The organism is Bacillus cereus group sp. MYBK101-2 (assembly GCF_051918845.1).
In the GTDB taxonomy this organism is placed as follows: domain Bacteria; phylum Bacillota; class Bacilli; order Bacillales; family Bacillaceae_G; genus Bacillus_A; species Bacillus_A paranthracis.
Genome location: NZ_JBQAIE010000005.1, coordinates 142917 through 166324, shown reverse-complemented (window position 1 = coordinate 166324; position 23408 = coordinate 142917). Strand labels below are relative to the sequence as shown.

Here is a 23408-nt window from a genome sequence, read left to right as displayed (position 1 = left end):
CTCACCTTCTCTTTATAAAAGAATTGTTACAGGTTCTTCTAAATAACGTTTAATTGTGCGTAAAAATGCAGCTGCTGGTGCACCATCTAATACACGATGATCGAATGTTAAACTTAAAGGTAACATACTGCCTTTTTTTATTTTCTTCCCTTTATATACTGGAACATGTTCAATTGCACCTACACCTAAAATACCAGTTTCAGGTGTATTTAATACTGGCGTAAAATATTCAATACCGAAGCTACCTAAATTACTAATTGTAAAGGTTGTCCCTTGCATATCATCACTACTTAAACTACCTTCTCTTGCTTTTTGTGCAACGTTTTTAATTTGTTTAGATAACTCTACTACAGATAGATTATTAGCAAAGCGAATAGCTGGAACGACTAATCCTTTTTCTAATGCGACTGCCATGCCTAAATGAACATGTTCAAATTGATGAATTGTATCATCCATATAAGCACTGTTCATTTCTTTATGCTCTCCAAGCGCTAATACAACAGCACGAGAAACGAAATCCGTAATAGTTAGTTTGTTATCGTATCGTTTTTGTACAACTGACGCTATTTCTTTATGTAAAGCAACTAAATCTGTAACATCTACTTTCATCGTTAATGTTAATTGCGCACTATTTTGTAAACTTGCATGCATACGGTTTGCGATTGCTTTCCGCATACCAGTAACAGGAATTACTTTACTTTCTTCTTGTTCAAGTACTTCTGGAATTGTTACTCTTTCTTCAATCGCTTTTAATACGTCTACTTTTGTAATCCTTCCGCCAGGGCCTGTACCAACTAATGCTTTGATATCTAGATTTTCAGACTTTGCAATTTTCTTCGCTACAGGTGAAATTTTGATTCTTTTCTTCGCCACTTCTTTCGCATATGGTTCTGGATGTTGGACCTTTTTAGGCTCTAGATTAGGTGCTTTTTCTTCTACAACATTTATACTTTCATTGATTTCTACTTTTTCGTTCAGCTTACCGATATAGCAAATGACAGTGCCAGGTGGAACTCCCTCATCTTCACTTACAGCTATATCAAGAACAGTTCCATCCGCTGGTGCTTCTATTTCAGTTTCGATTTTTTCCGAATTAATACTAGCAATTAGTTCACCTTTTGATACATGATCGCCTGCTTTAATATTCCAGCTCGTAATAATACCTTCTTTCATCGCCATACCTAACTTCGGCATTACAACTTCTACAGCCATATTTCTCTCTCCCTTCTCATCGTTTCATTACACATGTAATAAAGATTGGTCTCCGATCATTTCTGATACAGTTTCAATTACTTTCTCCGGCGTTGGTAAATATAACTTTTCAAGTGGTGGTGAGAACGGAACTGGTGTATGTGGTGCTGTAATTCGTTTAATTGGTGCATCTAACAAATCGAATCCTTTATCCGCTACAAGTGCCGCAATATCCGTTGCGATACTACATCTTGGATTTGCTTCATCAATAACAATAAGGCGATTTGTTTTTTCAACTGATGCTAAAATCGTATCTTCATCCAGTGGTGATAAAGAACGTGGATCAATTACTTCTACTTCAAGTCCTTTTTTCGATAATTGCTCAGCAGCTACAAGTGCTGTATGAACTTGTTTTCCAATGGCGACGATTGTTACATCAGAACCTTCTCGTTTAATATCTGCTTTACCTAATGGAATTGTATAATACCCTTCCGGCACTTCACCTTTCATATTGTAAAGTGTTTTATCTTCAAAGAAGATTACTGGGTCATCATCTTCAATTGCCGCTAATAATAAGCCTTTTGCGTCATATGGAGTAGAAGGAACGACAACTTTTATACCTGGAATGCTCGTAAATAACGCATACAAACTTTGTGAATGTTGTGCAGCTGCGCTAAAACCTGCACCATGCATCGTACGTACTGTAACTGGCACTTTCGCTTTACCACCGAACATATAGCGGAACTTTGCACCTTGGTTTAATACTTGATCAAGACAACTACCGATAAAATCATTAAACATTAATTCAGCAATCGGACGTAGTCCTGTTGCCGCAGCTGCCATTGCCGCTCCCATGTAACCCGCTTCTGAAATTGGTGTATCTAAAATACGATTTCGGCCAAATTCTTGTACAAGGCCTTTCGTAACACCAAGAACACCGCCCCATGCTTCATCATCTTGCAAGTGATCAACTTGTGCACCACCTGCAACGTCTTCTCCTATTAAAATTACGTTTTCATCACGACGCATTGAGATTTTCATCGCTTCATTAATTGCAGTTGACATACTTACTGTTCTAGTCATTATTTTTCACCCTCCTCTTATTTGTAAGAAACGTATACATCTTTTAATAACTCTTCATCCTCTGGATATGGACTATTTTCACTAAATTCAATTGATTTTTGAACCGCTTCATCTACTGCCTTTTCCATATCTACAAGCTCAGATTCAGTTAATAAAGCTTCATGAATTAAATGCTTACGGAAATTCACAATCGCATCTTTTTCATTTAAATGTTCTTCTTTTTCTTCTGAAGTTTTATACGTTTGTGCTTCACCTTCGAAATGACCGTAATTACGATATGTCATACATTCAATTATTGTTGGACCACCGCCATTACGCGCACGTTCTACTGCTTCTTCAGCAGCTTTATATACAGCTAGCAGATCTTTTCCATCCACTTGAACACCTGGAATGTTATAAGCTTTTGCACGATCCGCAATAGAATCACAACTTGAAGCATATTCAAATGTCGTTGCTTCACCGTAACCGTTATTTTCAGCGATAAAAATAACTGGTAACTTCCAAATCGCCGCTAAGTTAACCCCTTCATGAAACGTACCTTCATTATTTGCTCCATCACCGAAGAAACAAACACTTACATCTTTTGTTCCTTTATATTTAGCTGTTAATGCCGAGCCGCAAGCAAGCGGGAAACCACCGCCTACAATACCATTTGCACCAAGCATTCCTTTATCTAAATCAGCAATATGCATGGATCCGCCTTTACCTTTACATAATCCTGTCGCTTTCCCGAAAAGTTCAGCCATCATACCGTTTAAATCACAACCTTTTGCGATACAATGCCCATGGCCTCTATGCGTACTTGTAATACTGTCACTATCCGTTAAGTGAGCACATACACCAACTGCTACCGCTTCTTCCCCAGCGTATAAATGAACGAAACCTGGCAGAACGCCTTGCGCGAATAATTCATGCACCTTATCTTCAAACTTACGAATCTCTAACATTTTTTCGTACATCCAGCGAGCTTGTTCTTTCGTAATTCCATTCCCTTTACTTTCAGTTGTTTTTAACATGTTCAGCCCTCCTATTTTCTTGTTCATCTTTTATATAGCAAGTACCGTGCCAATTTCCAATCCTTGATTTAATAGGTTTTCTCTCTATGTTGAAAATAAAAAAGTGGACAAAATGAGACATTAGTCTCGTTTTGTCCACTTTTGTTCACCTAATTTGAAAATTATTATCTTATTCACCATCAAAACTCTTCTGTAATTTTCGGATGTAAATAATTTGACCGATATGATATGCATTATGAGTAGTTACATTGGCTAGCACTTCCCACCACTTTGCAGAAACAGGAAATCCCACTACGTCACTTTCAACCTTTTCCTCATTTATGAGATTTTGCCATAGTAACAGTTTCTCTAGTAGTTTTTCTCGTAATTCATCGAAAGTTTGATTATTTGAAAGCATAAAACTTTTGTTATTATCTCCGATAGCAGGCACAGCATTCACATTCGATTCTTTATATCTAGTTTGCCACGTAGAATTCCAATACAATAAATGTTGTACAATTTCAGCTATACTGTTACTCTCTTCATTCGGTTTCCAGAAAGCTTCCCTCTCAGATAAACCCTTAACTGCATCTGAAAACGGAATATACCAACTAGGATCGTTTGCATTCGCTAATAACTGATCTGCTAATACATCTTTCACATGGGCCATCTCTCTTCCCTCATTTCATAAACGTATTCATACTCACTTCTCTATATACGATAAGTCCGTATAATTCCCTCTTTAAAAACCATAGAATATAGAATTAACATGAATAGCTTTCAAAGAAAGTGTAAGAATAATAGATTTTCTTATCATAACTCGTTATGATAAAAGAAAAAGAAAGCTGGCAGAAAATGAATAAACAAATCGCGGTTATTACAGGAGCTTCAAGTGGATTCGGACTATTAACTACACTCGAACTCGCAAAAAAAGATTATTTAGTTATCGCAACAATGAGAAACCTTGAAAAACAAGGAAACTTATTATCTCAAGTTACTCAACTCAACTTACAGCAAAACATAAAAATTCAACAATTAGATGTAACCGATCAAAACTCTTTACATAACTTTCAATTATTTTTAAAAGAAATAAACAAAGTGGACCTCCTCATTAATAATGCAGGATATGCAAATGGTGGCTTTGTAGAAGAAATTCCAGTAGAGGAATACCGTAAACAATTTGAAACGAACTTTTTTGGAGCTATATCAATTACTCAGCTTGTTTTACCTTATATGAGAGAACAACAAAGCGGAAAAATTATTAATATAAGCAGCATTAGTGGTCAAGTTGGATTCCCTGGTCTATCTCCTTACGTTTCTTCAAAACATGCATTAGAAGGATGGAGCGAATCCCTTCGTTTAGAAGTAAAACCGTTCGGAATAAATGTTGCTTTAGTGGAACCTGGTTCTTATAACACGAATATATGGGAAGTTGGTAAACAACTAGCTACAAACCAATCTGATACTATTTCTCCTTACAAAGAATATATGGACAAAATACAAAAACATATTAATAGCGGCAGTGATACATTTGGTAATCCGATAGATGTTGCTAATAAAATTGTAGAAATTGCTGAGTCTAAGCGTATGAATTTACGTTATCCAATCGGTAAAGGTGTAAAATTTATGATCTTTGCAAAGAAAATTCTTCCTTGGAGATTGTGGGAATATCTTGTTTTGAGAAGCTTTAAGAAAATGTAATTACCTTTATTGAAAACCATTTTGAAAGAGGTGCTAATTAAATGTTAGGTTTACCCTATGGTAAAGTGTTTTTAGTTCCGTGGACTGAAGAGTGGGCAATTGAATTTGTAAAGGAGAAACAATTCATTGAGGAACAAATTGGCGAACATATTTTAGCGATACACCATATTGGTAGTACTTCTATTCCACATTTAAGTGCAAAGCCCATTATTGATATAGCAATTGAATTAGAAAATTATAGGGATGGTATATATTGTATTAAAAAGTTAGAACTACTAAACTATAAATATAGAAAAGATGTATTGCCTGAACGATATTATTTTAATAAAGGTGAGCCAAGAACTCATCAAATTCATATGTATGAACGAGGGAATACATATTTAATAGAACAATTACAATTTCGTGATTACTTAATAGACAATAAAACTGCTCGTAAACAATATGAACAATTAAAGATTCAACTTTCACAAGCCAATCCTAATGATAAACATCAATATGCAGAGGATAAAACAAATTTCGTTACATCTATTTTAGCTAAAATAAAGTGAAACTTTAATCAGTGGGGGTTTTGTTCATCCCCCACTGATTATTAGTTGAACCAATCGGGCTTTTACGGGCAGTTGATCCCCCACCTAACTTCTTTGCTTCCGCTGAATTTTGAGGTGAGGATCTTACTGCCCGTTAATGCGGGATAAATGCTTAAATAAATAAGAAACCATTTAGCAGTAGATGGTTTCTTATTTATTGGTTATTTCATTATTTGTGCTATTATTAATGAATTTATTATGTAGCAGGTGGAACGAAATAAAATAGTATCGAGAGCATCAATATAAAAGAAACCATTCCCGTTATCGAAAGTATATATTCTTTTGATTCTCTATCATATTTCCATTCCATCCATGCTCTTAAAGTCCATGATATTCCTAAATAAGTGAACATGGCATAAGCCATTTTAGCGTTTTCAAATTTAAACATATAATAACAACTACTTATTACATAAATAATAATAAGACCTATTTCTAATTTTACATGTAAACTATTCACATGCTTATAACCAAAGAAGCCTCTTTTCTCCATATTTAATTTTCTTCTTAAAAACTGTTCTAAAAAGTAACCACCTATACCCAGTCCAATAATAATAATTAAAATTGTAGAGGTATCCATTGTTATCCCTCCAATTACTTTATATATTTTTAGAAACAAAGTGGACTATATTATGGTTATTCTCTTCTAAATAACTTACAATTCCTTCAGGATATGTTGGCTTCTCCTTTAATTCCTCTATGCTCTTCCATATTAATATAATATTCTCATGTTCTTTATGCCTTATTTCATTTGTAACCATCTCTTGAACAGTTCCCCAATGTATCAATGTACAATGATGTCCTTTTTCGTTGTTCCACTCGAAAATATACTCATTTACAACAGCTAGCTCTTGGACATCAATTTTCAAATCGTATTCTTCCATTAATTCTCGTATTATCGCTTCTTTTGCTGGTTCACCAAATTCAATAGAGCCTCCTGGAAAACGATAAAATGATTCATTTTCATCGCATTGAACGAGCACTTTTGAGTTATCTCCATTATAAATAATAACTTCTACACGTAATACAGATCTATTCATTATTTCCCTCCTTTAAATATTTAATTGAAAATTTATTAAAGAAAGAAATATATAATTAATCCAGTTATTATTAGCGCTGTAGCTGCAAATAATGAAATCAAGAACTCGCGCGATTCCTTATCATATTTCCACTCCATATATGATTGAAATCCATATAACGTGATAAAAAACAAAAGAGGTACATACCCCATAAATATACGGTTTGGAAAAAAAGCACTTATCGCAATAACAACTATATATGAGAAAATAATAATTCTATTCCCCCATTTATGTGTTTTATTCACATATTGATTATCCCATCCCTTTTGTTTCGGGATGTTTAATCTTTTTCTTGCTATTTTTTCAAAAACGAATATACATAGTACCCATAAAATTAATAGAGTTATTTTGGTAATTGACAGAAAACCCTCTCCTTTTATTTTCTTACTTTTATTTTCTCTGGCTGATCACTCGGATAAGTAGCCTTTCCTTTATTATCAATGTCCCAACTAATAATTGTCGCACTGTCGCGTCCGAATTGATGATGAACGTGCTCTAATACATGATGAACACTTTCTTCAAGTTTTATATTATTTCTATTCATATCACTATACAGATTTACAGGAGTTTCATACCGACGTTCTCCGCATTCTAATACTCCATCTGTCACCATTACAATTCGATTCTTTCCATTACGTAATTCACGAATCCCTGATGAATAGCACGGAACAGGTAAATCAAAAGTATTTACGTTACCAATCCATTCGTAAAAATGACGTTGATTTAGTGCGTATTGTCCTAATTTGTGTAATTCATCATGAAATACATACACTAAACAGTCTCCAATAGATAGCCACCATATATAATTTTCTTTTCTTACACATAGTAAGCAAGCTGTTTCACCTTTAATTCTTTGACACTTTTCCTTAAATGAAGAAGATTGAAAGATAGTAAGAATATGATTTTCAATAGATCGAAATACTATATCAATTGATTCATTCATCATTTCTTTTATATTTTCATATTCTTTTTGAATTGTATTTACTACTAAATCAACACTTTCTGCACTATTATGTCCATCTAATATAGCTGCAAATTCCCAATCACCATTTGACCAAACTAACGCACCATCTTCGTTCTTTTTTGCTCCGGCACTAATATTCCCACCATATGTACCGAGCACGATGTCACCATATTGTTTTACTGAAACTTCGTCTAAACACATTTCACTACTTCCAACCCATGAATGTTGTCTATTATTTGTTGTATGCATATTCACTCACCATATACTTTCGTAATCTTTCGCATAGTTTTTTGATTTTTTCTGCGTCACCATAAGGCGCACCGTTCCATTTCGCTACTTCAGTCGGTGACCAAAACTCTTTTGGTGTATTTTCATAACGTGGTATGATGTGCATATGCATATGTGATACACCATTTCCTGAAACAAAAGTGTAAATATGTTCCGCACCTTCACTTGCTTTTAGCGCTTTACTTACTCTACTTGTTATAAGTCCGAACCTTTTCGCTTCTTCATCTGTTAGTTCAGCGAGGCCAGGTACATGCCTTTTTATATCTATCATTACATAACCCAAGTATGTTTCTTCACTATCCCAGTGGACATGTCCAACGTAAACCAGTTCATCTTCGTAAATAGCTCCACCTGGAACTATAATATTTCCTTTATGCTTTTCACAAATAAAACAGTTTAGTTTTACTTGAACATTTGTTGACATATTCATCACCATCCTTTTCATATATAATATCATAAAAAAAGGAAAAACAGGATTTATATTCCGAAGATTCACTCTTTTGATACAGCAATTTTTGAAATGAATTTAAACCTCATTATTTCTTCAAAACCACAACTCCAATTACAATCCCAATCACAATTCCGATTACTAAATTATTTGTAAAATAACCTTGGACTACACCGATTACAACCCCTATACCGACGCCTATTGCCAAGGCATCATTGCTTTTTTTCTTTTTAGACAAAATAGCATCTCCTCTCATAATTTCTTCTAAAATAATATCTATTTACATGACTTCACTGTCTCCTAATATATTCGCTATTCCACTTAATAATTTCCAAAAAATGTACTTTATTACTTATACTTTTCCACCACATAATCCTCTTCTTAAGAAGAGATTTTCAAGTCGCTATTAAACAAACATATCGTTATTCATCGAAGAATTAAATCAATGAAATAAAAAAACAAGTTTTTGCGTCAGCTGACGGTTCTGTTATCGTTCGAATATAATCTATTCAAACAAAAAACACACTTTGTATAATAAAGTGTGTTTTCTTGTTATCTTCTTTTTTGGTGAAATCCTTGTGTAATACGATCTAATATAATCGCAATGACAACAATGGCTAGTCCCGCTTCAAATCCCATCCCGATATTAACTTGTGTCACAGAGCGGTATACATCAACTCCAAGACCTGGAGCTCCTACAAGCGATGCTGTTACTACCATTGATAAAGAGAGCATAATACTTTGGTTCACACCAGCCATGATCGTTCCAGTTGCGAGTGGTAATTGTACTTTAAATAATTTTTGTGATGCGGTAGAGCCAAACGCATTCGCTGCTTCTATTAAATCTTCTGGAACTTGTCTAATTCCTAAGTCAGTAAAACGAATTGTCGGTGGCATTGCAAAGATTACCGATGCAATAATCCCAGGTACTACTCCTACTCCGAAAAATGTAATCGCGGGAATAAGATATACGAAAGCCGGCATTGTTTGCATAAAATCTAACGTTGGTTTTAAAAATTTTGAAAACCGTTCATTTTGCGAAGCTAAAATGCCAATTGGGATACCTACAATAATTGAAATAATAACAGATGTAAGTACAAGAGCTAATGTCTGCATCGTCTGTGCCCAGTAGTTAATATTCAAAATAAATAATAATCCGATGAGTGTAAAAATAACTAAAGATACTTTTCTCGTTGTGTACCAAATGAGGAAACACAAAATAATAATCATCAATATGGCCGGTATTATTGTTAAAAAATTAGTGAGTAAATCAACGAATCCGCCGATAATATAAGAGAATCCTCGGAATAAGCCTTCAAAGTGCTCATATAAACTTGCAACAAATGAGTCGACCCATTCCCCTAAAGGAATACGTGGTATACTATTCATCGTCTTTCACCTCTTCTTCAATATTACCTGCAAGAGCTTGAATGACACTTTCACGTTTAATAATTCCTCTTAGCCTTTTCTTCTCATCAATTACTGGTAACGGATATTTCATCTCCGCCATTTTCGCATAAGTTTCTTCTAGTAAAGTATCTAAATACACGTGCGGAATATCGGTAAGTAATAAATCAGCAATCGGCCATTGCTTTTGTACTGCTTTACTCGCATCATCTGCCGTTAATATTCCTAAAAACTCATATTTTTTGTTAACAACATAAACTGTAGAAACTCCGGCATTTCTCATAATTTGAAGTGCTACACGTGGTCCACGGTCTATTAATAACGTCTCTGGTCGTTTTAATATAGATTCCGCCGTTATTACTTTTCCTAAATTCACATCCGCCACGAATTTCTCTACAAATTCATTCGCAGGACTCATCATAATTTCTTCTGGCGTTCCAATTTGGACAACTTCTCCATCTTTCATTAACGCAATTCGATCACCAATTCGAAGGGCTTCATCTAAATCATGCGTAATAAAAATAATTGTTTTTTCCATTTTATCTTGTAATTCTAACAGTTCATCTTGCATTTCTTTTCGAATCAGTGGATCTAATGCACTAAATGACTCATCCATAAGTAAAACATCCGGATTATTCGTAAGCGCTCTTGCAATGCCGACACGCTGTTGCATACCACCACTCAGTTGACTTGGATAATTATCTTTATGATGGTCTAATCCAACTAACTTCAAGGACTCTAACGCTTTTCTCTCTCGTTCCTCTACTGGAACTCCTTGTATTTCCAACCCATATGCAACATTTTGCAAAACGGTACGATGAGGGAATAGAGCGAATTTCTGAAACACCATGCTCATCTTCGTTCTTCTCACTCTTCGCAACTCTTCTTTTCCCATCGTTGCGATATCCTCTCCATCTATGTATATATGCCCCGCTGTTGGTCTAATCAGTTGGTTTAACATACGAACTAATGTCGATTTCCCGCTACCAGACAATCCCATAATAACGAAAATTTCTCCCGTATATACTTCGAACGTCGCCTTTTTTACGCCAACGTTCATTCCTGTCTCTTTCAAAATTTCCGATTTACTTTTTCCTTCTTTTAATAAGGTAAGCGCTCTTTGCGGGTGTTTCCCAAATACTTTTGTTACGTTTTCAACACGTACCTTTGTATTATCCATGTCACTACTCCTTTTCTACCCATCTATTCACATAGTGTTGCGATTTTGCAAAGAAATATTACATAAAAATAACATTTATAAGATTTCTTTAAAATTCTTTTTTCCGTTCATAATAAGAATGCTTACTTATACATTTATTTAAAAAGCAAACGTTTCTTAGGAGGTTTTTAATGAGAAAGAAAATATGGCTCATATGCCTTGCATTATTTATTACTATGATTTTCTCTTCATGTAATGCAACAAATGCAAATTCGAAAGGAAAAATTAAACTAGGTGTAACAAGTTGGAAAGAAAACATTGCAACTGCAAATATGTGGAAGGTACTACTAGAACAAAAAGGCTACAAAGTTGAACTCATGTATTTAGAAAAAGCGGCAATTTGGACTGGTGTTGCTCGCGGTGATGTTGATGCTAATTTAGAAGTATGGCTACCCGTTACGGATAAACCACTAAATGATCGTTATAAAGATGATATTGTCTTAAAATCAAAATGGTACGAAGGAACCGGACTAGGTTTAGTTGTTCCTTCTTATGTGAAAAACATAAACAGCATTGAAGATTTAAATGCACATAAAGATGAACTCGATAATAAAATTGTCGGAATTGAACCTGGCAGCAGTCTTATGAATTTAACGAATAAAGCGATGAAGGAATATGATATAAAGCTAAAACTTGTCCAGTCTTCTGAAGCTGCTTTGATGAGTGAACTAAAAAAAGCATATACGAAAAAGAAACCAATCGCTGTTACGCTTTGGAATCCACATTGGGGTTTTTCAGAATTTGACTTAAAATATTTAAAAGACCCTAAGAAAGTATATGGTGAAAAAGATGACATTTATTACTCCGTTCGTAAAGGTTTCGAAAAAGATCATCCAGATATCATAAAATACTTTGATAAATGGAAAATGAACGATGAACAGCTTGGTACATTAATGGTCGAGTTAAATAAAACGAAAGATCCCGAAGAAGCGGCGCGAAAATGGATTAAAAAGAATCAAACGTTAGTCGATGAATGGATAAAAGATTAATAAAACAGGCTAGAGAATATACTTTACTCTCTAGCCTGTTTTCTGCTATTTTTTCGTAACAACATCATCTACAATCCCATATGCCTTTGCTTCTTCTGCAGTCATAAAATAATCTCTTTCTGTATCATGTGCTACTCTTTCAATCGGTTGCCCTGTTTTTTCTGCAATCATTTTATTAATATCATGTTTTAACTTTAAAATTCTTTTTGCTGTGATTTCAATTTCCGTTGCTTGCCCTTGTGCACCACCAAGCGGCTGATGAATCATAATTTCACTATTTGGGAGTGCAAACCGTTTTCCTTTTGCACCTGATAATAATAGCAATGCACCAAATGATGCTGCAAAGCCCATGCATAGCGTTTGCACGTCTGGTTTAATTAAATTCATCGTATCCAATATGGCAAAACCTGCTGTCGTTGATCCGCCTGGACTATTAATGTATAAAAATATATCTTTCTCTGCATCTTCTGCTTCTAAAAATAATAATTGAGCTACGACACTACTCGCTACTTGATCATTTATTTCTGAACCGATAATAACAATACGGTCTTTTAATAACCTTGAGTATATATCATAGGAACGTTCTCCTAATTTCGTTTGTTCTACAACATATGGAATTGCATTCATTTTAAATCCCTCCAATAATTGTTATGCTGCTAAAAGCATACAACTGTAGGAAGAAGGTTGTTTCACATTAAATAATAAGACTGGCTGTTTAGATGGTAACTTAGTAAAATCTATTGTTGGAAGCAGTTTCGTTAATAATTCCGGTCTCTCTTCTCGAATAGACGTTACTACAACTTCCATATCGTCTGTGAATTCAACTATCTCTACCCCTTCTTCACTTACAGTTTTCAACCTATTTCTACTCCGAAACAAAGAAGCTTTTACTGCCCCTTCCGATACGGAACATACTTTAGCAATATCAGCGATACTATATTGAAAAACATCTTTTAATAATAAAATTGCGGATTGCTGTACAGTTAATGAAGATAATACTTTCCCTACCATTTCATGCAAATCTGCAATATTCTCTTGTGGTTCTTCAAAAGTGATTTGTTCTCTTATTTTTTCATGAACAGACTTAGACTTCATCTGATCTAACCAACGATTTCTAGCTATTTTATATACGAGCGTCATACAAATATCTTTATTACTATATTTTTGAAGTACTTTACAAACTGTTTCTTGGGCAAGATCTTCGCCATCCCATTTATTTTTCGTTAAAAATGTACAGTATCTTTTCAACTCTCCGTATTGCTCAATTAAAAAAGTTATATTTGAATGATTCATATCGATATGATTTTTCAAAATATGAGTTACTTTTGTGCACAAAATAACCACTCCTTTTCAGCGCTTACTTAATTAACGATTCAACAAATAAAAAAGTTACGGGGCATATAAAAAAATTATGTTTATGTTCAATAATTCGCGGTCATAAATATGTTATGTACAATTTTACGTGAGGAGGAACAAATTTGCCAAAATTAACAATTGAAGGTGCGGGAACTTTTGATGTAAAAGAAGGCACAAAATTAGTATTAGCAATTGAAGATAACGGTGTAAACATACTCCATCGTTGCGGCGGAAAAGCACGTTGCACAACTTGTAGAGTAGAAATTATAGCCGGTGATTTTTGTGAAGCGAGTGCGAATGAAAAAAATGCGATGACAGAAAAAGGAATTGAAGATCATTTACGATTATCTTGTCAAATGCGTGTACATAAGGATATAGTAGTTCGTCCAGTACTTACAGCTGAAAGTTCAGGTCTTGATGCTGGACCACGTCCGGCGGAGTAAAGCGATGGATTTAAAACAGATAGCTGGTGAATATGCTGCTAACTTTGTAAAAGATGGCATGAAAGTTGGACTTGGTACAGGATCAACCGCATACTGGACGATACAAAAATTAGGTCAACGTGTAAAAGAGGGATTATCAATTCAAGCTGTCCCGACATCAAAGGAAACGGAAGCATTGGCACAGCAGCTAAATATTCCGTTGATTTCGTTAAACGACGTACAAAGTCTTGATCTTACAATTGATGGCGCTGATGAAATTGATTCTAATTTACAGCTTATTAAAGGAGGCGGTGGTGCATTACTTCGTGAGAAAATTGTAGCCTCCTCCTCGAAAGAACTTATCATTATCGTTGATGAATCAAAAGTTGTGACACGTTTAGGGACTTTTCCATTACCTATTGAAATCATACCTTTTGCATGGAAACAAACCGAAAGTAAAATTCAATCTTTAGGATGTCAAACAACGTTACGCTTAAAAAATAATGAAACGTTTATAACCGATAATAATAACATGATTATCGATTGTATATTCCCTAATCATATACCTACTCCTTCCGATTTACACAAAAGATTAAAAATGATTACTGGTGTAGTTGAAACCGGATTGTTTGTTAATATGACTAGTAAGGCGATTATTGGAACAAAAAACGGGATACAGGAATTATAATGAACGCTGACTCTTACAGTCAGCTTTTTTATATTTTCTCGTTATTACGTAACGTTATGATATACTATGAAAACAAAAGCACATTACACTAGAAAGGATTGAACAATTTGCACTCCAAACTCATAACAGAACTTACAGATTTAGAAACTGCCTTTCATATTCGAAAAGAAGTATTTGTAAAAGAACAAAATGTTCCACTTGAAGATGAATTCGATATGTTTGATGAAATCGGGGAGAAATGTAAACATATTTTAGTTTATTATAACAATCTTCCTGTTGGTAAGGTCGCATACGATTTGTTGATGGAACTGGAAAATTAGAACGTATTTGTATTTTAAAAGACTATCGTAAATACGGTTTAGGAAAAGTAATTATTCAAACGTTAGAAGAAATTGCTCGTGAAAAAGAATCAACAAAAGTAAAACTACACGGTCAAACACAGGCTGAAGGATTTTATAAAAAACTAGGTTATCAAACCTCTTCTGATGTATTTATGGAAGATGGCATTCCGCATATACTTATGACGAAAATGTTATCATAATAAAAAAGGCAGTATATGAAACTACTTTATGTATTCATATACTGCCCTTTTTTATTTATAGAAAAATGAATTCTCAAGATGTCCTTTTGCATCAAAGCCCATTATCTCTTAGTTCATACCAAGGTAAATCTTACACTGTTTTCCATAATGATAAGGCATAAATCCAGTTTGGATCCCCATTTCCTTTATAACTTTGGACTGCTTCATATACTTTTCCCTCGTGTAGAACTTTATCTCCCTTTTCATATGCTTTCTTTGCATCCCATTCTTCATATGAAACGCTTTCAGTTTTTGTAGTAATTATGAATATATCACTCTGTACAGATTCATTTCCAGCTACATCAACAGCTTTCACTACATATTTATAAGTAGTATTAGAGAGTAAATATTTATCCATATAAGAAGTCGTATTGGATGTTGCAATTTTTTCCATTGATCCTTTTGTTTCTCTATAAATATCGTAATGGTCTACACCAATATTATCGTCAGAAGGACTCCACATTAGATCCACACTTGACGCTGTCGTTCCCATACTATGTAATCCTTTTGGTTGTGTTGGTGCTTCTGTATCAGGAGCCTCAACTGTTGTTTTCACTGTAAGCGTTGCACTTTCTTTCGATACATTTCCAGCTGTGTCAATTGCTTTTACAGTATAAGAGTATTCTGTACTTGGTTGTAATTTTTTATCAATAAAATGAGTTCCTGTTGCTGTATCAACCATCTCTCCGTTACGGAAAATTTGATATCCTTTTACCCCTATATTATCCGTAGAAGCGTTCCAAGCTAGTTCTATACTATTCGCTGTTATTTTTTGTGCCTGAATTCCATTTGGAATACTTGGAGCTTCTGTATCTGGTTTCACATCATTGATGAGATTAACATCAATTACATTATAAAATGCATTTGCAGTATCAGCTACATCCCATACTGCTAAAATTACATGATATCCACTTCTATCAGTAGGTACATTGATTTTGTGAGTTAAATGATTTGAGGCTGCAGAACCATCATGTTGCACAGTTCCAATTGGTTCAAAATCTGCTCTTGTGAGCGCTTTATTTGGATTCCATCCTTTTTTTGTAATATAGTAATGCCATTTGCTCGTTAAGTGAGGCGCTGTATATTTCCACGTAAATGTATTTTCCCCGCCTGTAATTGTATTTTTAAACCAACGATCGGCAGTTTGTTGATCTAAAATACCACCAAACTTACCACCTGCAGAAGCGATTTGACCATCAACTGGGCCTGTTTGCGGGAACCCTTTTGGAGCTTCCAAACTTTGTGGTTCATACATAACACTTCCGCAGTTTACATTTAGTGCACCATAAGTTGGACTACATAAAGCAGATCGGCTGCTCGGCTTTTCAACAAAACCGTGCGCGTATGCGTTTTGAGGAATAAGTGTCGTGCCAATAATTCCGGCTGTTAATGCTACAGCTCCTAAACTTTTTTTGTTCATTTTCATATTTTGTAGTTGTTTTAAAAAGCGATTCTTCATGTTCCTGTCCCCTTCTTGTTATAATTCGTAGTGTAATGTGGGCTTCGATGTAAAAGAATAACAAGAGACAATCTTGTAACGATGTATGTGTGTGTTATGCATACACCGCAGTGAAAATATATTTCATTTCTTGTGAAACATTTCACTTGATGAATATATCATGACATAGAAATCATCAAATTATGTGCAGAAGTTGTGCAGAAATGATGAAAGCATTAGTAACACGTAAAACTATGGTCCGAATTTACAAAACAGAATATTTAACATTTCAAAACAACGAATTCTCCGCTTCATATAAAAAAGAGTGTCTATTTCATTTCATATAGACACTCTTCTCATGTTTACTTTTCTATTTATTATTGACCTATAAATGTAAAAATCTCATCAGCAGCTTCCTGATAGCCACCAGATTTTCGGAAAGATTCCTTCAAATTCAATACAACTTCTTTATATGATGGATTATTTAATACAAGTTCTACACTTTCACGTAATTGTTCTTCAGTTAATTCTTTCATAGATAACTTAATCCCAGCCCCTAGATTCTCCACTTGCTTTGCGATTACTGGCTGATCCGCACTTTGCGGAATTACAATGAGTGGAATCCCGTTATATAGCCCTTCATGTGTACTGTTCATTCCACCATGTGTAATAAACAACTTTGTATATGCAAGTAGTTTCGTTTGTGATACATAGTTTTTCACAATGAAGTTTTTAGGAATTTCACCTAAATCACTTATGTTCGTTTTATTACCAATAGACATCACAATAGTATGCTCGCTATTCTCGAACGCCTTCATACACAGTTTATAAAAATCAAGCGCTTCATTAAAAACAGTGCCTAGCGAAATGTAAATCGGGCTTTTTTCTTCAATTGAAGTAAAATCAAAGTCTTCATTTTTTACTTGTGCAGGGATGGATGGACCTACAAATTTAAATGTTTCATTAAACATATCTCCAAAAGGCTGGAACTCTTTTATTGTATATACAATAGTAAGTGACGCTGGATTACAGAAAACTTCATATGGTGAGTTTATTTCAACACTATACTTTTCCGCAACCTCCTTAGTTAATCTTTCAAAATCATTATGTATCCTCTCCTGAACTTTCACTGGGATACTTTTAGACAAGTGATCTAACATTTGTTGAAATGATTTTTCATCTTGTGCAAAAGATGTACAGGAATTTATTGCCGGAAGCTTTAAAATTTGAGCAATTATACGGCCACAGCCAAACATCGAATCATGAATCATATAATCAAAATGTTCTCCTTCAATTTGTTCAAGAACACTTGGTATAATAACATCTGCTGTATGTAGAAGGCCATTTATTCTTTCCTGCAAATAATTTCGGCCACCGGAAAGAAATGCTTTTATAAACCTTTGGTCGTCAATTGTTCTTACAATAGCCCCTGTTTTTTCAATACGTTCTCTGAAAGCTTCTATTGAAAAATAAACTACCTCTTCCCCACGCGAAACTAATTCTTCTACAACTTGCAACGTTGGATTTATATGTCCTTCTGATCCAGCATTAATGAATAAAACACGTGCCACTTAAAACACTCCTTACTTTAAATCTTATCTATATTATTTTGCTCTTATAATTTTTCTAAATGGACTTAGCGAGCCTAAATCCAAGGTCATCTATGTAAATTACAACTGGTTTGTTTTTATCTTTGGATAAATTTGATGTATGATTCGTAATCGCATCATATAATTCCATCGTTACAACATACTTTGCAAGAAGAAACGAATTAACTTGGACTTTCCATTCTTTCTTTATTCGATCATCTCTTAATTCTACTTTTCCTGCTGGAATTTTCACCATATTAGAATCAACTAGCCTAATAAATCTATCCAATTCTATACCCCCAGGTTATTTCTTTTTATAATCTAACCATTTATAGCATTGTACTTCTCTAAAAATAGTCTTACTTCATTTGTAGATTTTAAAATAATAACATCTTTATCCTTACTCAATTGATTTAACTTCTTTAAAATTGTAGGTCGCTTCGTCTTAGGATATTCCCATATCCATTTAAAAAATTGCAAATCAAATCTTTCCTTACATCCCGCGCCCATATCCGGTCTTGTTTTATTTCGATATTGTATAACTCTTTTAAAAGCACGATAAGCACATATTGTTCTATGAATATCAAGAAAAATAATTGTATCAGCTGCGTTCATTCTTATATCCATTGTCCCACCATAATTCCCATCAATAATCCACTCATCTTCTTTAACTAATTCATTTTGAACCGTTCTTTGCTCCTCTTTCGGTACCCCTTCCCAATTCGGTTTCCAAAATAACGCATCAAGATGATGTACTTTAATATTTAATTTATTTCCTAACTGCCTTGCTAGTGTAGATTTTCCTGAACCACCAGAACCTATTAATATAATTTTTTTCATTTTCGTGCGATCCTTTCTATTGACTCTTCAATAGCCTCTTTATTAGCAAAAATCCAGAAAAACATCTCTTCATTTAACTTTAATAAATCTTTTAACTGAACAAAATAAGTAATAAATATAACTTGAATAGAAAGCATAACATACCAAATGGATTGTAGTTCTTCTCGCGTTAAAACGCCCTGCTTATTATACCCTTCAAAAATTTTACTAATGATATGTTGCCATTTCTCTCTTAATTCTTTATCACTATATAATTCACTCAAAATACTCGTACAACAATAACATAAATCAAATACTCTAATATTCTTTTCTAACAGTTCAAAATCTATAAATCCTTGAAATTCATTCTCTTTAAAGATTACATTTGATAAGTGCATGTCGCGATGAATGACTTGTTTTCGTAATGGGCGGATTGTTTCCTTGAAATTTGTATGTATTTGATTCATTTTTCGAATTACATCCTGATGAACATGCTCATTCCTTTCTAAAATAGGTAAAGCCCAACCGTATACTACCTTGTATAAATCTCTCTTTGCGAACCCATTTCCACTATCTATTGAATTAAGAACTTGATGTAGATACGCTATTTCTTCCCCGATTGTGCCTCCTAGCTCTTTCAGATTTTCTATATCTTTTATTTCAAGTACATCTCCAGCAACATATTCATACACACAATAATACTTCTCTTTGTAAAATACATACCTTTCATTATTACTCGTTTTAACTATTCTTTGTACTTTAACCCCCTTTTCCTCAAGCTGTTCTAATGCGTTTATTTCAACTAAAAGCTGTTTTATCGATCCCTTCTCCTTTAAAATATAAGATTTATTATTACAATGAATCTTTATTACATTTGCTTTTATTTCAGTAGCTTTGACATCATAATCACAAAACCAAAATTTTACAATTTCTAATATATCCCTCATAATAAATCCCCCCATTTAAACTCACTTATTTCTTCCGTAAAATCAACTCAAAAAGAAATCCTATTCCAACACCAATTGTGTAAGCCACTAAATCACTCCACAAAAATCCATAACCTAACACGAGTCCACCTAAAGTCGTTGCACGAATGCTATCTATCCATTCGGCATGGTACAATTGGCTCACTTCAATCCCGTAGCAAAACATTAAACTAATAAAAGCCAATTTCTTCGTCGCTATTTTAGGAAATAAAAATCCGAATCCAATGAAAATCATTAACGCCCATAAAGCATCACCTAAATAATCATTTAATAGAGGCGGCAGCGCGAAAGCAAACTTTCTTGAACTAAGCCCTAAAATAATAACAAGGATTGTAAACATTGCGTATAGTAATCTATTTCGTTTCGTATTCATTTCAAAACTCCTATTTCATCATTTAAAACTGCAAAATAGCTAGTAAAATATAATCATTTTACTAGCTATTTATTCACTGCTTTAACAATAAGAAAATGTGGATTTGTATTTAAATAATGATAAGATTTTTCATTTACTTCTTTCATCTTTTCAACGGGCCTCGGTTCAACCATTTTTTCTAACACAAAATAATTTGTTGTTTCATTCATAATGTCTTGAAGTGACCTTCTAAAAAATTCAACTTCAATTGTAATGTTTGGTTTAACCCAAGTATCTAATAATAATTGTTTTTCGAAATAATTTTTACAAGTAAACTTTGTAAAATCCATAAAAGGATGATGAATGGAGTATATAAATTCTCCACCTGGCTTCAGTACGCGACGAAACTCCTGAAATACTTGATTCCAATTTTCTAAATAATGAAGGGTTAACGAACTTACAATTACATCAAAAGTATGATCTTCAAACGGTAATATTTCTTGCAAGTCATGACAAAGAAACGTTGCCTTATCACCCATACTTTCCTTTGCAGCTTTTACCATTTCATAACTTACGTCAATTGCAGTAACATTTGCTCCTCTTTCTACAAATTGAGAAGTATACCATCCAGCTGCACATCCGGCATCTAGTATACTCTTCCCTTCTAATTTCTTTGGAACCATCTCCATCATCGCTGGTCTTTCATAATAGCTGTTATATGGATTTGCCACATCTAGATTTTCTTTATATGTACTCGCTAATTTATCATATGTATCTTTGATCGTGTCTTTCAATACATCCACCCCTTATACATATTAATCTAATAACTCTTGCTGCTTTCTCTTTGAAAATGATTGTAGAACTAAATCATACGACCAATCAATCATCTTATTAATTTGTACCTGTTCTACATCTTTATGTATATACACCGTATTCCAATGTTTTTTATTCATATGATACCCCGGAATGATTGTTTCTGGATACTCTTCTCTTAATCTTAGCGCAAGTTCTGGATCACATTTTAATGTAATTGTCGCTTTTTCGCCTTCTTCATGGTTCAATATCGCAAATATTTTATTATTTAGCCTCATACATGTTGCATTCCAACCATCAGGAGAATCTTCTGTCGCTTTTCTTTTCGATACACAATATGCTCTTGTTGCCTTCATTCTCATTCACACCTCATATTTCTTTTACTATTTGATTACGATGCATCACAATTTGTTTCGTCGCTTGAAATTGTTTTTGACCATAAAACTTTATAAGCTTCTCTCCACAAAATAGGCTCACAATATTGATATGAGATATCTCTTCAAGCAACATTGTAAGCATCTTCTCACCAATACCTTTATTTCTTACACTCTCATGCACAACAACATCTTCTAAGTACGCTCGAAAAACACCATCTGAAACAACTCTAGCAAAACCAATTAACTCATTTTCTTTCCATACCCCAATTGCTATACTGTTTTTTAACATTTTTTGAATATCGATTTCTTTTCTTTCTGGCCACCAACCGACAGAATCGTAAAGCCTCTTTAATTTTTCTGAACAGATTGGTTTCTCATCTTGTAATTTATACGTATACATTTTCTTTCTCCCATTTAACATGATATAAATTATTATAAATGATTTTATAAATTTATAATATGGATTTTACAATTGCAATATAAACAATTCTCTAATACCTTTCCTATCTCCTCTATTAAGTTAGATCATTTCAAATTAACAAATTTATGGAAATACAAAACAACTAATTAAATATTTACCTATTAAACTTTGAATTACTTGTAAGAAATGGTAAAGTTAATAAGGTAAAAAATACATTAAGTGAGGCGATTTTTTGAAAAAGTTTAGTTTATTACTAACAGCATTTGTCATGATTTTAACATTGTTCATTCCAAATCTTACAAGTGCTAAAGCTTTCCCAGATGTCCAATCTAATCATTGGGCAATTAAGGAAATTAACTATTTATCGGATAAAGGTATCATTAATGGTACGCCAGAAGGAACTTTTAAACCGGGTGATGATGTAACTCGTGGACAAATGGCCTTAATGCTAGATTTATCATTAAAATTAGAAAAACCATCTAGCTATAATCATATTTTTTCCGATGTAGCCAAAGGTATCTATTACTATGATTCTGTACATAAGTTAGCACATAATAACATTGTACAACGTGAAACAAACTATTTCCCTGACCGTTCATTAACTCGTGCAGAAATGGCAGTAGTTTTAGTTAAAACTTTTAATTTGCAACCTACAGGTGCAGACGTCAATTTCCCTGATGTTCCATCTACTCATTGGGGTTACAATTATGTCAAAATTTTAGCTCAAAATAATATTACAGCTGGATTTCCTGATGGTACATTTGGTCCAGATGTAAAAGTAACTCGTGAACAGTTCGCTGCATTTTTAGCTCGTGTATTAGAACCTAGTTTCCGTCCGGCTCTTCCTAAGCCTAAAGGCGAGTTAGAAGTTCATTATATTGATGTAGGACAAGGTGATGCTACTTTTATTAAATCTCCAAGTGGCGAAACAATCCTTATTGATGGTGGTAACAACGGAAAAGGTAAAGTAGTAGCAAATTATTTAAAAGGATTAGGATTCCAAACTATCGATTATATGATTGCCACTCATCCTGATGCCGATCATGTAGGCGGATTGGATGAAATACTTTATGCTATGAATGTAAAAAACGTTTACGCACCTAAAGTAAGTCATACGACACAAACGTTTAAAGACTTTTTAACTGCAGTAGCTAACAAAGGGTTAACTATTAAAGAAGCGAAGTCTGGAGTAACTTTACCAATCAATGGTTTAAACTCACAATTTTTAGCTCCTGTTAAAGAATACGGTAACGATCTAAATGAGTGGAGTGCTGTATTAAAAGTAACACATGGCAGCAAATCTTTCTTATTTACTGGTGATGCTGAATCTAAAAGTGAAAAAGATATGGTTGCAACGTATGGTTCCGGCCTAAAATCCGATGTATTAAAACCTGGCCATCACGGAAGTAAGACATCTTCTTCTCAGCCATTTTTAGATGCAGTGAAACCAAGTATCGCTGTAATCAGTGCAGGTGCAGGTAACCGATATGGCCATCCTACTCAAGAAACTTTAGCAAAGTTAAATGCAATGTCTGTTAAGGTATATAGAACTGATTTAAATGGAACTGTAATTATTAATAGTGATGGTTCTAACATTTCTGTAAGAACGGAGAGATAAT

The 23408-nt window shown here is 33.9% G+C and carries 28 protein-coding genes and 2 pseudogenes; 7 read left to right on the top strand and 23 right to left on the bottom strand.

Features of this window, described 5'->3' with window-relative positions; translation table 11 throughout:
- Positions 1-12: 12 nt before the first annotated feature.
- From ACTFSI_RS13260 to ACTFSI_RS13245, 4 genes are all read right to left on the bottom strand, one after another.
- Positions 13-1212: a dihydrolipoamide acetyltransferase family protein gene (locus ACTFSI_RS13260; protein WP_000257751.1), complete on the bottom strand. Its 1200-nt coding sequence runs from the start codon at positions 1210-1212 to the stop codon at positions 13-15.
- 27 nt (positions 1213-1239) lie between these two features.
- Positions 1240-2274 (bottom strand): acetoin:2,6-dichlorophenolindophenol oxidoreductase subunit beta, encoded by a 1035-nt coding sequence (gene acoB / locus ACTFSI_RS13255; protein ID WP_000198904.1) that lies wholly within the window; start codon positions 2272-2274, stop codon positions 1240-1242.
- Positions 2275-2291: 17 nt separating this feature from the next.
- Positions 2292-3290 (bottom strand): acetoin:2,6-dichlorophenolindophenol oxidoreductase subunit alpha, encoded by a 999-nt coding sequence (gene acoA, locus ACTFSI_RS13250; RefSeq protein WP_000921306.1) that lies wholly within the window; start codon positions 3288-3290, stop codon positions 2292-2294.
- Positions 3291-3459: 169 nt separating this feature from the next.
- Positions 3460-3939, bottom strand: coding sequence for a DinB family protein (locus tag ACTFSI_RS13245; protein WP_000951609.1), 480 nt, complete (start codon positions 3937-3939; stop codon positions 3460-3462).
- 185 nt (positions 3940-4124) lie between these two features.
- Here ACTFSI_RS13245 and ACTFSI_RS13240 point away from each other — a divergent pair, with 185 nt between their 5' ends.
- Together ACTFSI_RS13240 and ACTFSI_RS13235 are read left to right on the top strand one after the other, a co-directional pair.
- Positions 4125-4970 (top strand): oxidoreductase, encoded by an 846-nt coding sequence (locus ACTFSI_RS13240; RefSeq protein WP_206703487.1) that lies wholly within the window; start codon positions 4125-4127, stop codon positions 4968-4970.
- A gap of 41 nt (positions 4971-5011) precedes the next feature.
- Complete coding sequence (locus tag ACTFSI_RS13235; protein WP_000901192.1) at positions 5012-5518, top strand: GrpB family protein; 507 nt, start codon at positions 5012-5014, stop codon at positions 5516-5518.
- Between the two features lie 235 nt (positions 5519-5753).
- On the opposite strand, the gene ACTFSI_RS13230 is transcribed toward ACTFSI_RS13235, so the two are convergent.
- The 8 genes from ACTFSI_RS13230 to ACTFSI_RS13195 all read right to left on the bottom strand — a co-directional run bounded on the left by ACTFSI_RS13230 (position 5754) and on the right by ACTFSI_RS13195 (position 10920).
- Positions 5754-6134, bottom strand: coding sequence for a DUF4181 domain-containing protein (locus tag ACTFSI_RS13230; protein WP_000381558.1), 381 nt, complete (start codon positions 6132-6134; stop codon positions 5754-5756).
- A 19-nt stretch (positions 6135-6153) separates the two neighbouring features.
- Positions 6154-6594 (bottom strand): NUDIX domain-containing protein, encoded by a 441-nt coding sequence (locus tag ACTFSI_RS13225; protein WP_001082140.1) that lies wholly within the window; start codon positions 6592-6594, stop codon positions 6154-6156.
- A 35-nt stretch (positions 6595-6629) separates the two neighbouring features.
- Entirely contained in the window at positions 6630-6968 is a 339-nt protein-coding gene (locus tag ACTFSI_RS13220; protein ID WP_163262524.1) for a DUF4181 domain-containing protein, read from the bottom strand.
- Positions 6969-7009: 41 nt separating this feature from the next.
- Complete coding sequence (locus ACTFSI_RS13215; protein WP_052587761.1) at positions 7010-7846, bottom strand: PP2C family serine/threonine-protein phosphatase; 837 nt, start codon at positions 7844-7846, stop codon at positions 7010-7012.
- A complete protein-coding gene (locus ACTFSI_RS13210; protein WP_138322601.1) occupies positions 7830-8321 on the bottom strand; it encodes an HIT family protein in 492 nt (163 codons plus the stop codon). Before ACTFSI_RS13210 ends, ACTFSI_RS13215 begins: the two co-directional genes overlap by 17 nt.
- A gap of 100 nt (positions 8322-8421) precedes the next feature.
- A complete protein-coding gene (locus ACTFSI_RS13205) occupies positions 8422-8589 on the bottom strand; it encodes a hypothetical protein (protein WP_044792184.1) in 168 nt (55 codons plus the stop codon).
- A 296-nt stretch (positions 8590-8885) separates the two neighbouring features.
- Positions 8886-9722, bottom strand: coding sequence for an ABC transporter permease (locus ACTFSI_RS13200; RefSeq protein WP_001084762.1), 837 nt, complete (start codon positions 9720-9722; stop codon positions 8886-8888).
- On the bottom strand, positions 9715-10920 hold the full coding sequence (locus ACTFSI_RS13195; RefSeq protein ID WP_000370624.1) for a quaternary amine ABC transporter ATP-binding protein: 1206 nt from the start codon (positions 10918-10920) through the stop codon (positions 9715-9717). Before ACTFSI_RS13195 ends, ACTFSI_RS13200 begins: the two co-directional genes overlap by 8 nt.
- A 170-nt stretch (positions 10921-11090) precedes the next feature.
- Here ACTFSI_RS13195 and ACTFSI_RS13190 point away from each other — a divergent pair, with 170 nt between their 5' ends.
- Positions 11091-11948, top strand: a complete 858-nt coding sequence (locus tag ACTFSI_RS13190; protein WP_001227646.1) for a glycine betaine ABC transporter substrate-binding protein — start codon at positions 11091-11093, stop codon at positions 11946-11948.
- 45 nt (positions 11949-11993) lie between these two features.
- Here the strand turns inward: ACTFSI_RS13190 and clpP are convergent, their stop codons facing one another.
- Both clpP and ACTFSI_RS13180 read right to left on the bottom strand, forming a co-directional pair.
- Positions 11994-12575, bottom strand: coding sequence for an ATP-dependent Clp endopeptidase proteolytic subunit ClpP (gene clpP / locus ACTFSI_RS13185; RefSeq protein ID WP_000991625.1), 582 nt, complete (start codon positions 12573-12575; stop codon positions 11994-11996).
- Between the two features lie 21 nt (positions 12576-12596).
- Positions 12597-13283, bottom strand: a complete 687-nt coding sequence (locus tag ACTFSI_RS13180) for an RNA polymerase subunit sigma-70 (protein ID WP_138321898.1) — start codon at positions 13281-13283, stop codon at positions 12597-12599.
- 143 nt (positions 13284-13426) lie between these two features.
- Here ACTFSI_RS13180 and ACTFSI_RS13175 point away from each other — a divergent pair, with 143 nt between their 5' ends.
- The 3 genes and pseudogenes from ACTFSI_RS13175 (at position 13427) to ACTFSI_RS13165 (ending at position 14955) form a co-directional block, all read left to right on the top strand.
- Positions 13427-13747 (top strand): 2Fe-2S iron-sulfur cluster-binding protein, encoded by a 321-nt coding sequence (locus tag ACTFSI_RS13175; RefSeq protein ID WP_001125377.1) that lies wholly within the window; start codon positions 13427-13429, stop codon positions 13745-13747.
- A 4-nt stretch (positions 13748-13751) separates the two neighbouring features.
- Positions 13752-14414 (top strand): ribose 5-phosphate isomerase A, encoded by a 663-nt coding sequence (rpiA, locus tag ACTFSI_RS13170; protein WP_138321897.1) that lies wholly within the window; start codon positions 13752-13754, stop codon positions 14412-14414.
- A gap of 107 nt (positions 14415-14521) precedes the next feature.
- Positions 14522-14955: pseudogene (locus tag ACTFSI_RS13165) on the top strand (GNAT family N-acetyltransferase).
- A gap of 130 nt (positions 14956-15085) precedes the next feature.
- Here ACTFSI_RS13165 and ACTFSI_RS13160 read toward each other — a convergent pair.
- The 9 genes and pseudogenes from ACTFSI_RS13160 to ACTFSI_RS13120 all read right to left on the bottom strand — a co-directional run bounded on the left by ACTFSI_RS13160 (position 15086) and on the right by ACTFSI_RS13120 (position 21768).
- Positions 15086-16453, bottom strand: coding sequence for a lytic polysaccharide monooxygenase (locus tag ACTFSI_RS13160; protein WP_139895362.1), 1368 nt, complete (start codon positions 16451-16453; stop codon positions 15086-15088).
- A gap of 356 nt (positions 16454-16809) precedes the next feature.
- The gene (locus tag ACTFSI_RS13155) at positions 16810-18003 is read right to left on the bottom strand and encodes a macrolide family glycosyltransferase (RefSeq protein ID WP_000124898.1); all 1194 of its coding nucleotides are present in this window, start codon (positions 18001-18003) and stop codon (positions 16810-16812) included.
- Between the two features lie 100 nt (positions 18004-18103).
- Positions 18104-18310: pseudogene (locus tag ACTFSI_RS13150) on the bottom strand (formylglycine-generating enzyme family protein); the annotation flags it as partial.
- Positions 18311-18342: 32 nt separating this feature from the next.
- Positions 18343-18861 (bottom strand): DNA topology modulation protein, encoded by a 519-nt coding sequence (locus tag ACTFSI_RS13145; RefSeq protein WP_000720549.1) that lies wholly within the window; start codon positions 18859-18861, stop codon positions 18343-18345.
- Positions 18858-19787 carry a phosphotransferase enzyme family protein gene (locus tag ACTFSI_RS13140; protein WP_001204722.1) on the bottom strand — a complete coding sequence of 310 codons (930 nt, stop codon included), beginning with the start codon at positions 19785-19787 and terminating at the stop codon, positions 18858-18860. Before ACTFSI_RS13140 ends, ACTFSI_RS13145 begins: the two co-directional genes overlap by 4 nt.
- 25 nt (positions 19788-19812) lie before the next feature.
- A complete protein-coding gene (locus ACTFSI_RS13135; RefSeq protein ID WP_001093436.1) occupies positions 19813-20199 on the bottom strand; it encodes a DUF2809 domain-containing protein in 387 nt (128 codons plus the stop codon).
- A 65-nt stretch (positions 20200-20264) separates the two neighbouring features.
- The gene (locus ACTFSI_RS13130; RefSeq protein ID WP_138321896.1) at positions 20265-20972 is read right to left on the bottom strand and encodes a class I SAM-dependent methyltransferase; all 708 of its coding nucleotides are present in this window, start codon (positions 20970-20972) and stop codon (positions 20265-20267) included.
- Positions 20973-20993: 21 nt separating this feature from the next.
- Positions 20994-21347, bottom strand: a complete 354-nt coding sequence (locus ACTFSI_RS13125; RefSeq protein WP_000648514.1) for an MmcQ/YjbR family DNA-binding protein — start codon at positions 21345-21347, stop codon at positions 20994-20996.
- Between the two features lie 13 nt (positions 21348-21360).
- Complete coding sequence (locus ACTFSI_RS13120; protein WP_000288942.1) at positions 21361-21768, bottom strand: GNAT family N-acetyltransferase; 408 nt, start codon at positions 21766-21768, stop codon at positions 21361-21363.
- A 253-nt stretch (positions 21769-22021) separates the two neighbouring features.
- On the opposite strand from ACTFSI_RS13120, the gene ACTFSI_RS13115 reads away from it, so the two are divergent.
- A complete protein-coding gene (locus ACTFSI_RS13115) occupies positions 22022-23407 on the top strand; it encodes an S-layer homology domain-containing protein (protein ID WP_138321895.1) in 1386 nt (461 codons plus the stop codon).
- Position 23408: the final 1 nt, after the last annotated feature.

Coding starts and splice junctions, on each gene's coding strand:
- ACTFSI_RS13210 (WP_138322601.1), bottom strand. CDS start 8,321: ATGGTGATGAATATGTCAACAAATGTTCAAGTAAAACTAAACTGTTTT.
- ACTFSI_RS13205 (WP_044792184.1), bottom strand. CDS start 8,589: ATGAGAGGAGATGCTATTTTGTCTAAAAAGAAAAAAAGCAATGATGCC.
- ACTFSI_RS13125 (WP_000648514.1), bottom strand. CDS start 21,347: ATGAAGGCAACAAGAGCATATTGTGTATCGAAAAGAAAAGCGACAGAA.
- ACTFSI_RS13195 (WP_000370624.1), bottom strand. CDS start 10,920: ATGGATAATACAAAGGTACGTGTTGAAAACGTAACAAAAGTATTTGGG.
- acoA (WP_000921306.1), bottom strand. CDS start 3,290: ATGTTAAAAACAACTGAAAGTAAAGGGAATGGAATTACGAAAGAACAA.
- ACTFSI_RS13230 (WP_000381558.1), bottom strand. CDS start 6,134: ATGGATACCTCTACAATTTTAATTATTATTATTGGACTGGGTATAGGT.
- acoB (WP_000198904.1), bottom strand. CDS start 2,274: ATGACTAGAACAGTAAGTATGTCAACTGCAATTAATGAAGCGATGAAA.
- clpP (WP_000991625.1), bottom strand. CDS start 12,575: ATGAATGCAATTCCATATGTTGTAGAACAAACGAAATTAGGAGAACGT.
- ACTFSI_RS13135 (WP_001093436.1), bottom strand. CDS start 20,199: ATGAATACGAAACGAAATAGATTACTATACGCAATGTTTACAATCCTT.
- ACTFSI_RS13245 (WP_000951609.1), bottom strand. CDS start 3,939: ATGGCCCATGTGAAAGATGTATTAGCAGATCAGTTATTAGCGAATGCA.
- ACTFSI_RS13140 (WP_001204722.1), bottom strand. CDS start 19,787: ATGAGGGATATATTAGAAATTGTAAAATTTTGGTTTTGTGATTATGAT.
- rpiA (WP_138321897.1), top strand. CDS start 13,752: ATGGATTTAAAACAGATAGCTGGTGAATATGCTGCTAACTTTGTAAAA.
- ACTFSI_RS13200 (WP_001084762.1), bottom strand. CDS start 9,722: ATGAATAGTATACCACGTATTCCTTTAGGGGAATGGGTCGACTCATTT.
- ACTFSI_RS13225 (WP_001082140.1), bottom strand. CDS start 6,594: ATGAATAGATCTGTATTACGTGTAGAAGTTATTATTTATAATGGAGAT.
- ACTFSI_RS13260 (WP_000257751.1), bottom strand. CDS start 1,212: ATGGCTGTAGAAGTTGTAATGCCGAAGTTAGGTATGGCGATGAAAGAA.
- ACTFSI_RS13235 (WP_000901192.1), top strand. CDS start 5,012: ATGTTAGGTTTACCCTATGGTAAAGTGTTTTTAGTTCCGTGGACTGAA.
- ACTFSI_RS13160 (WP_139895362.1), bottom strand. CDS start 16,453: ATGAAGAATCGCTTTTTAAAACAACTACAAAATATGAAAATGAACAAA.
- ACTFSI_RS13215 (WP_052587761.1), bottom strand. CDS start 7,846: ATGCATACAACAAATAATAGACAACATTCATGGGTTGGAAGTAGTGAA.
- ACTFSI_RS13190 (WP_001227646.1), top strand. CDS start 11,091: ATGAGAAAGAAAATATGGCTCATATGCCTTGCATTATTTATTACTATG.
- ACTFSI_RS13145 (WP_000720549.1), bottom strand. CDS start 18,861: ATGAAAAAAATTATATTAATAGGTTCTGGTGGTTCAGGAAAATCTACA.
- ACTFSI_RS13120 (WP_000288942.1), bottom strand. CDS start 21,768: ATGTATACGTATAAATTACAAGATGAGAAACCAATCTGTTCAGAAAAA.
- ACTFSI_RS13240 (WP_206703487.1), top strand. CDS start 4,125: ATGAATAAACAAATCGCGGTTATTACAGGAGCTTCAAGTGGATTCGGA.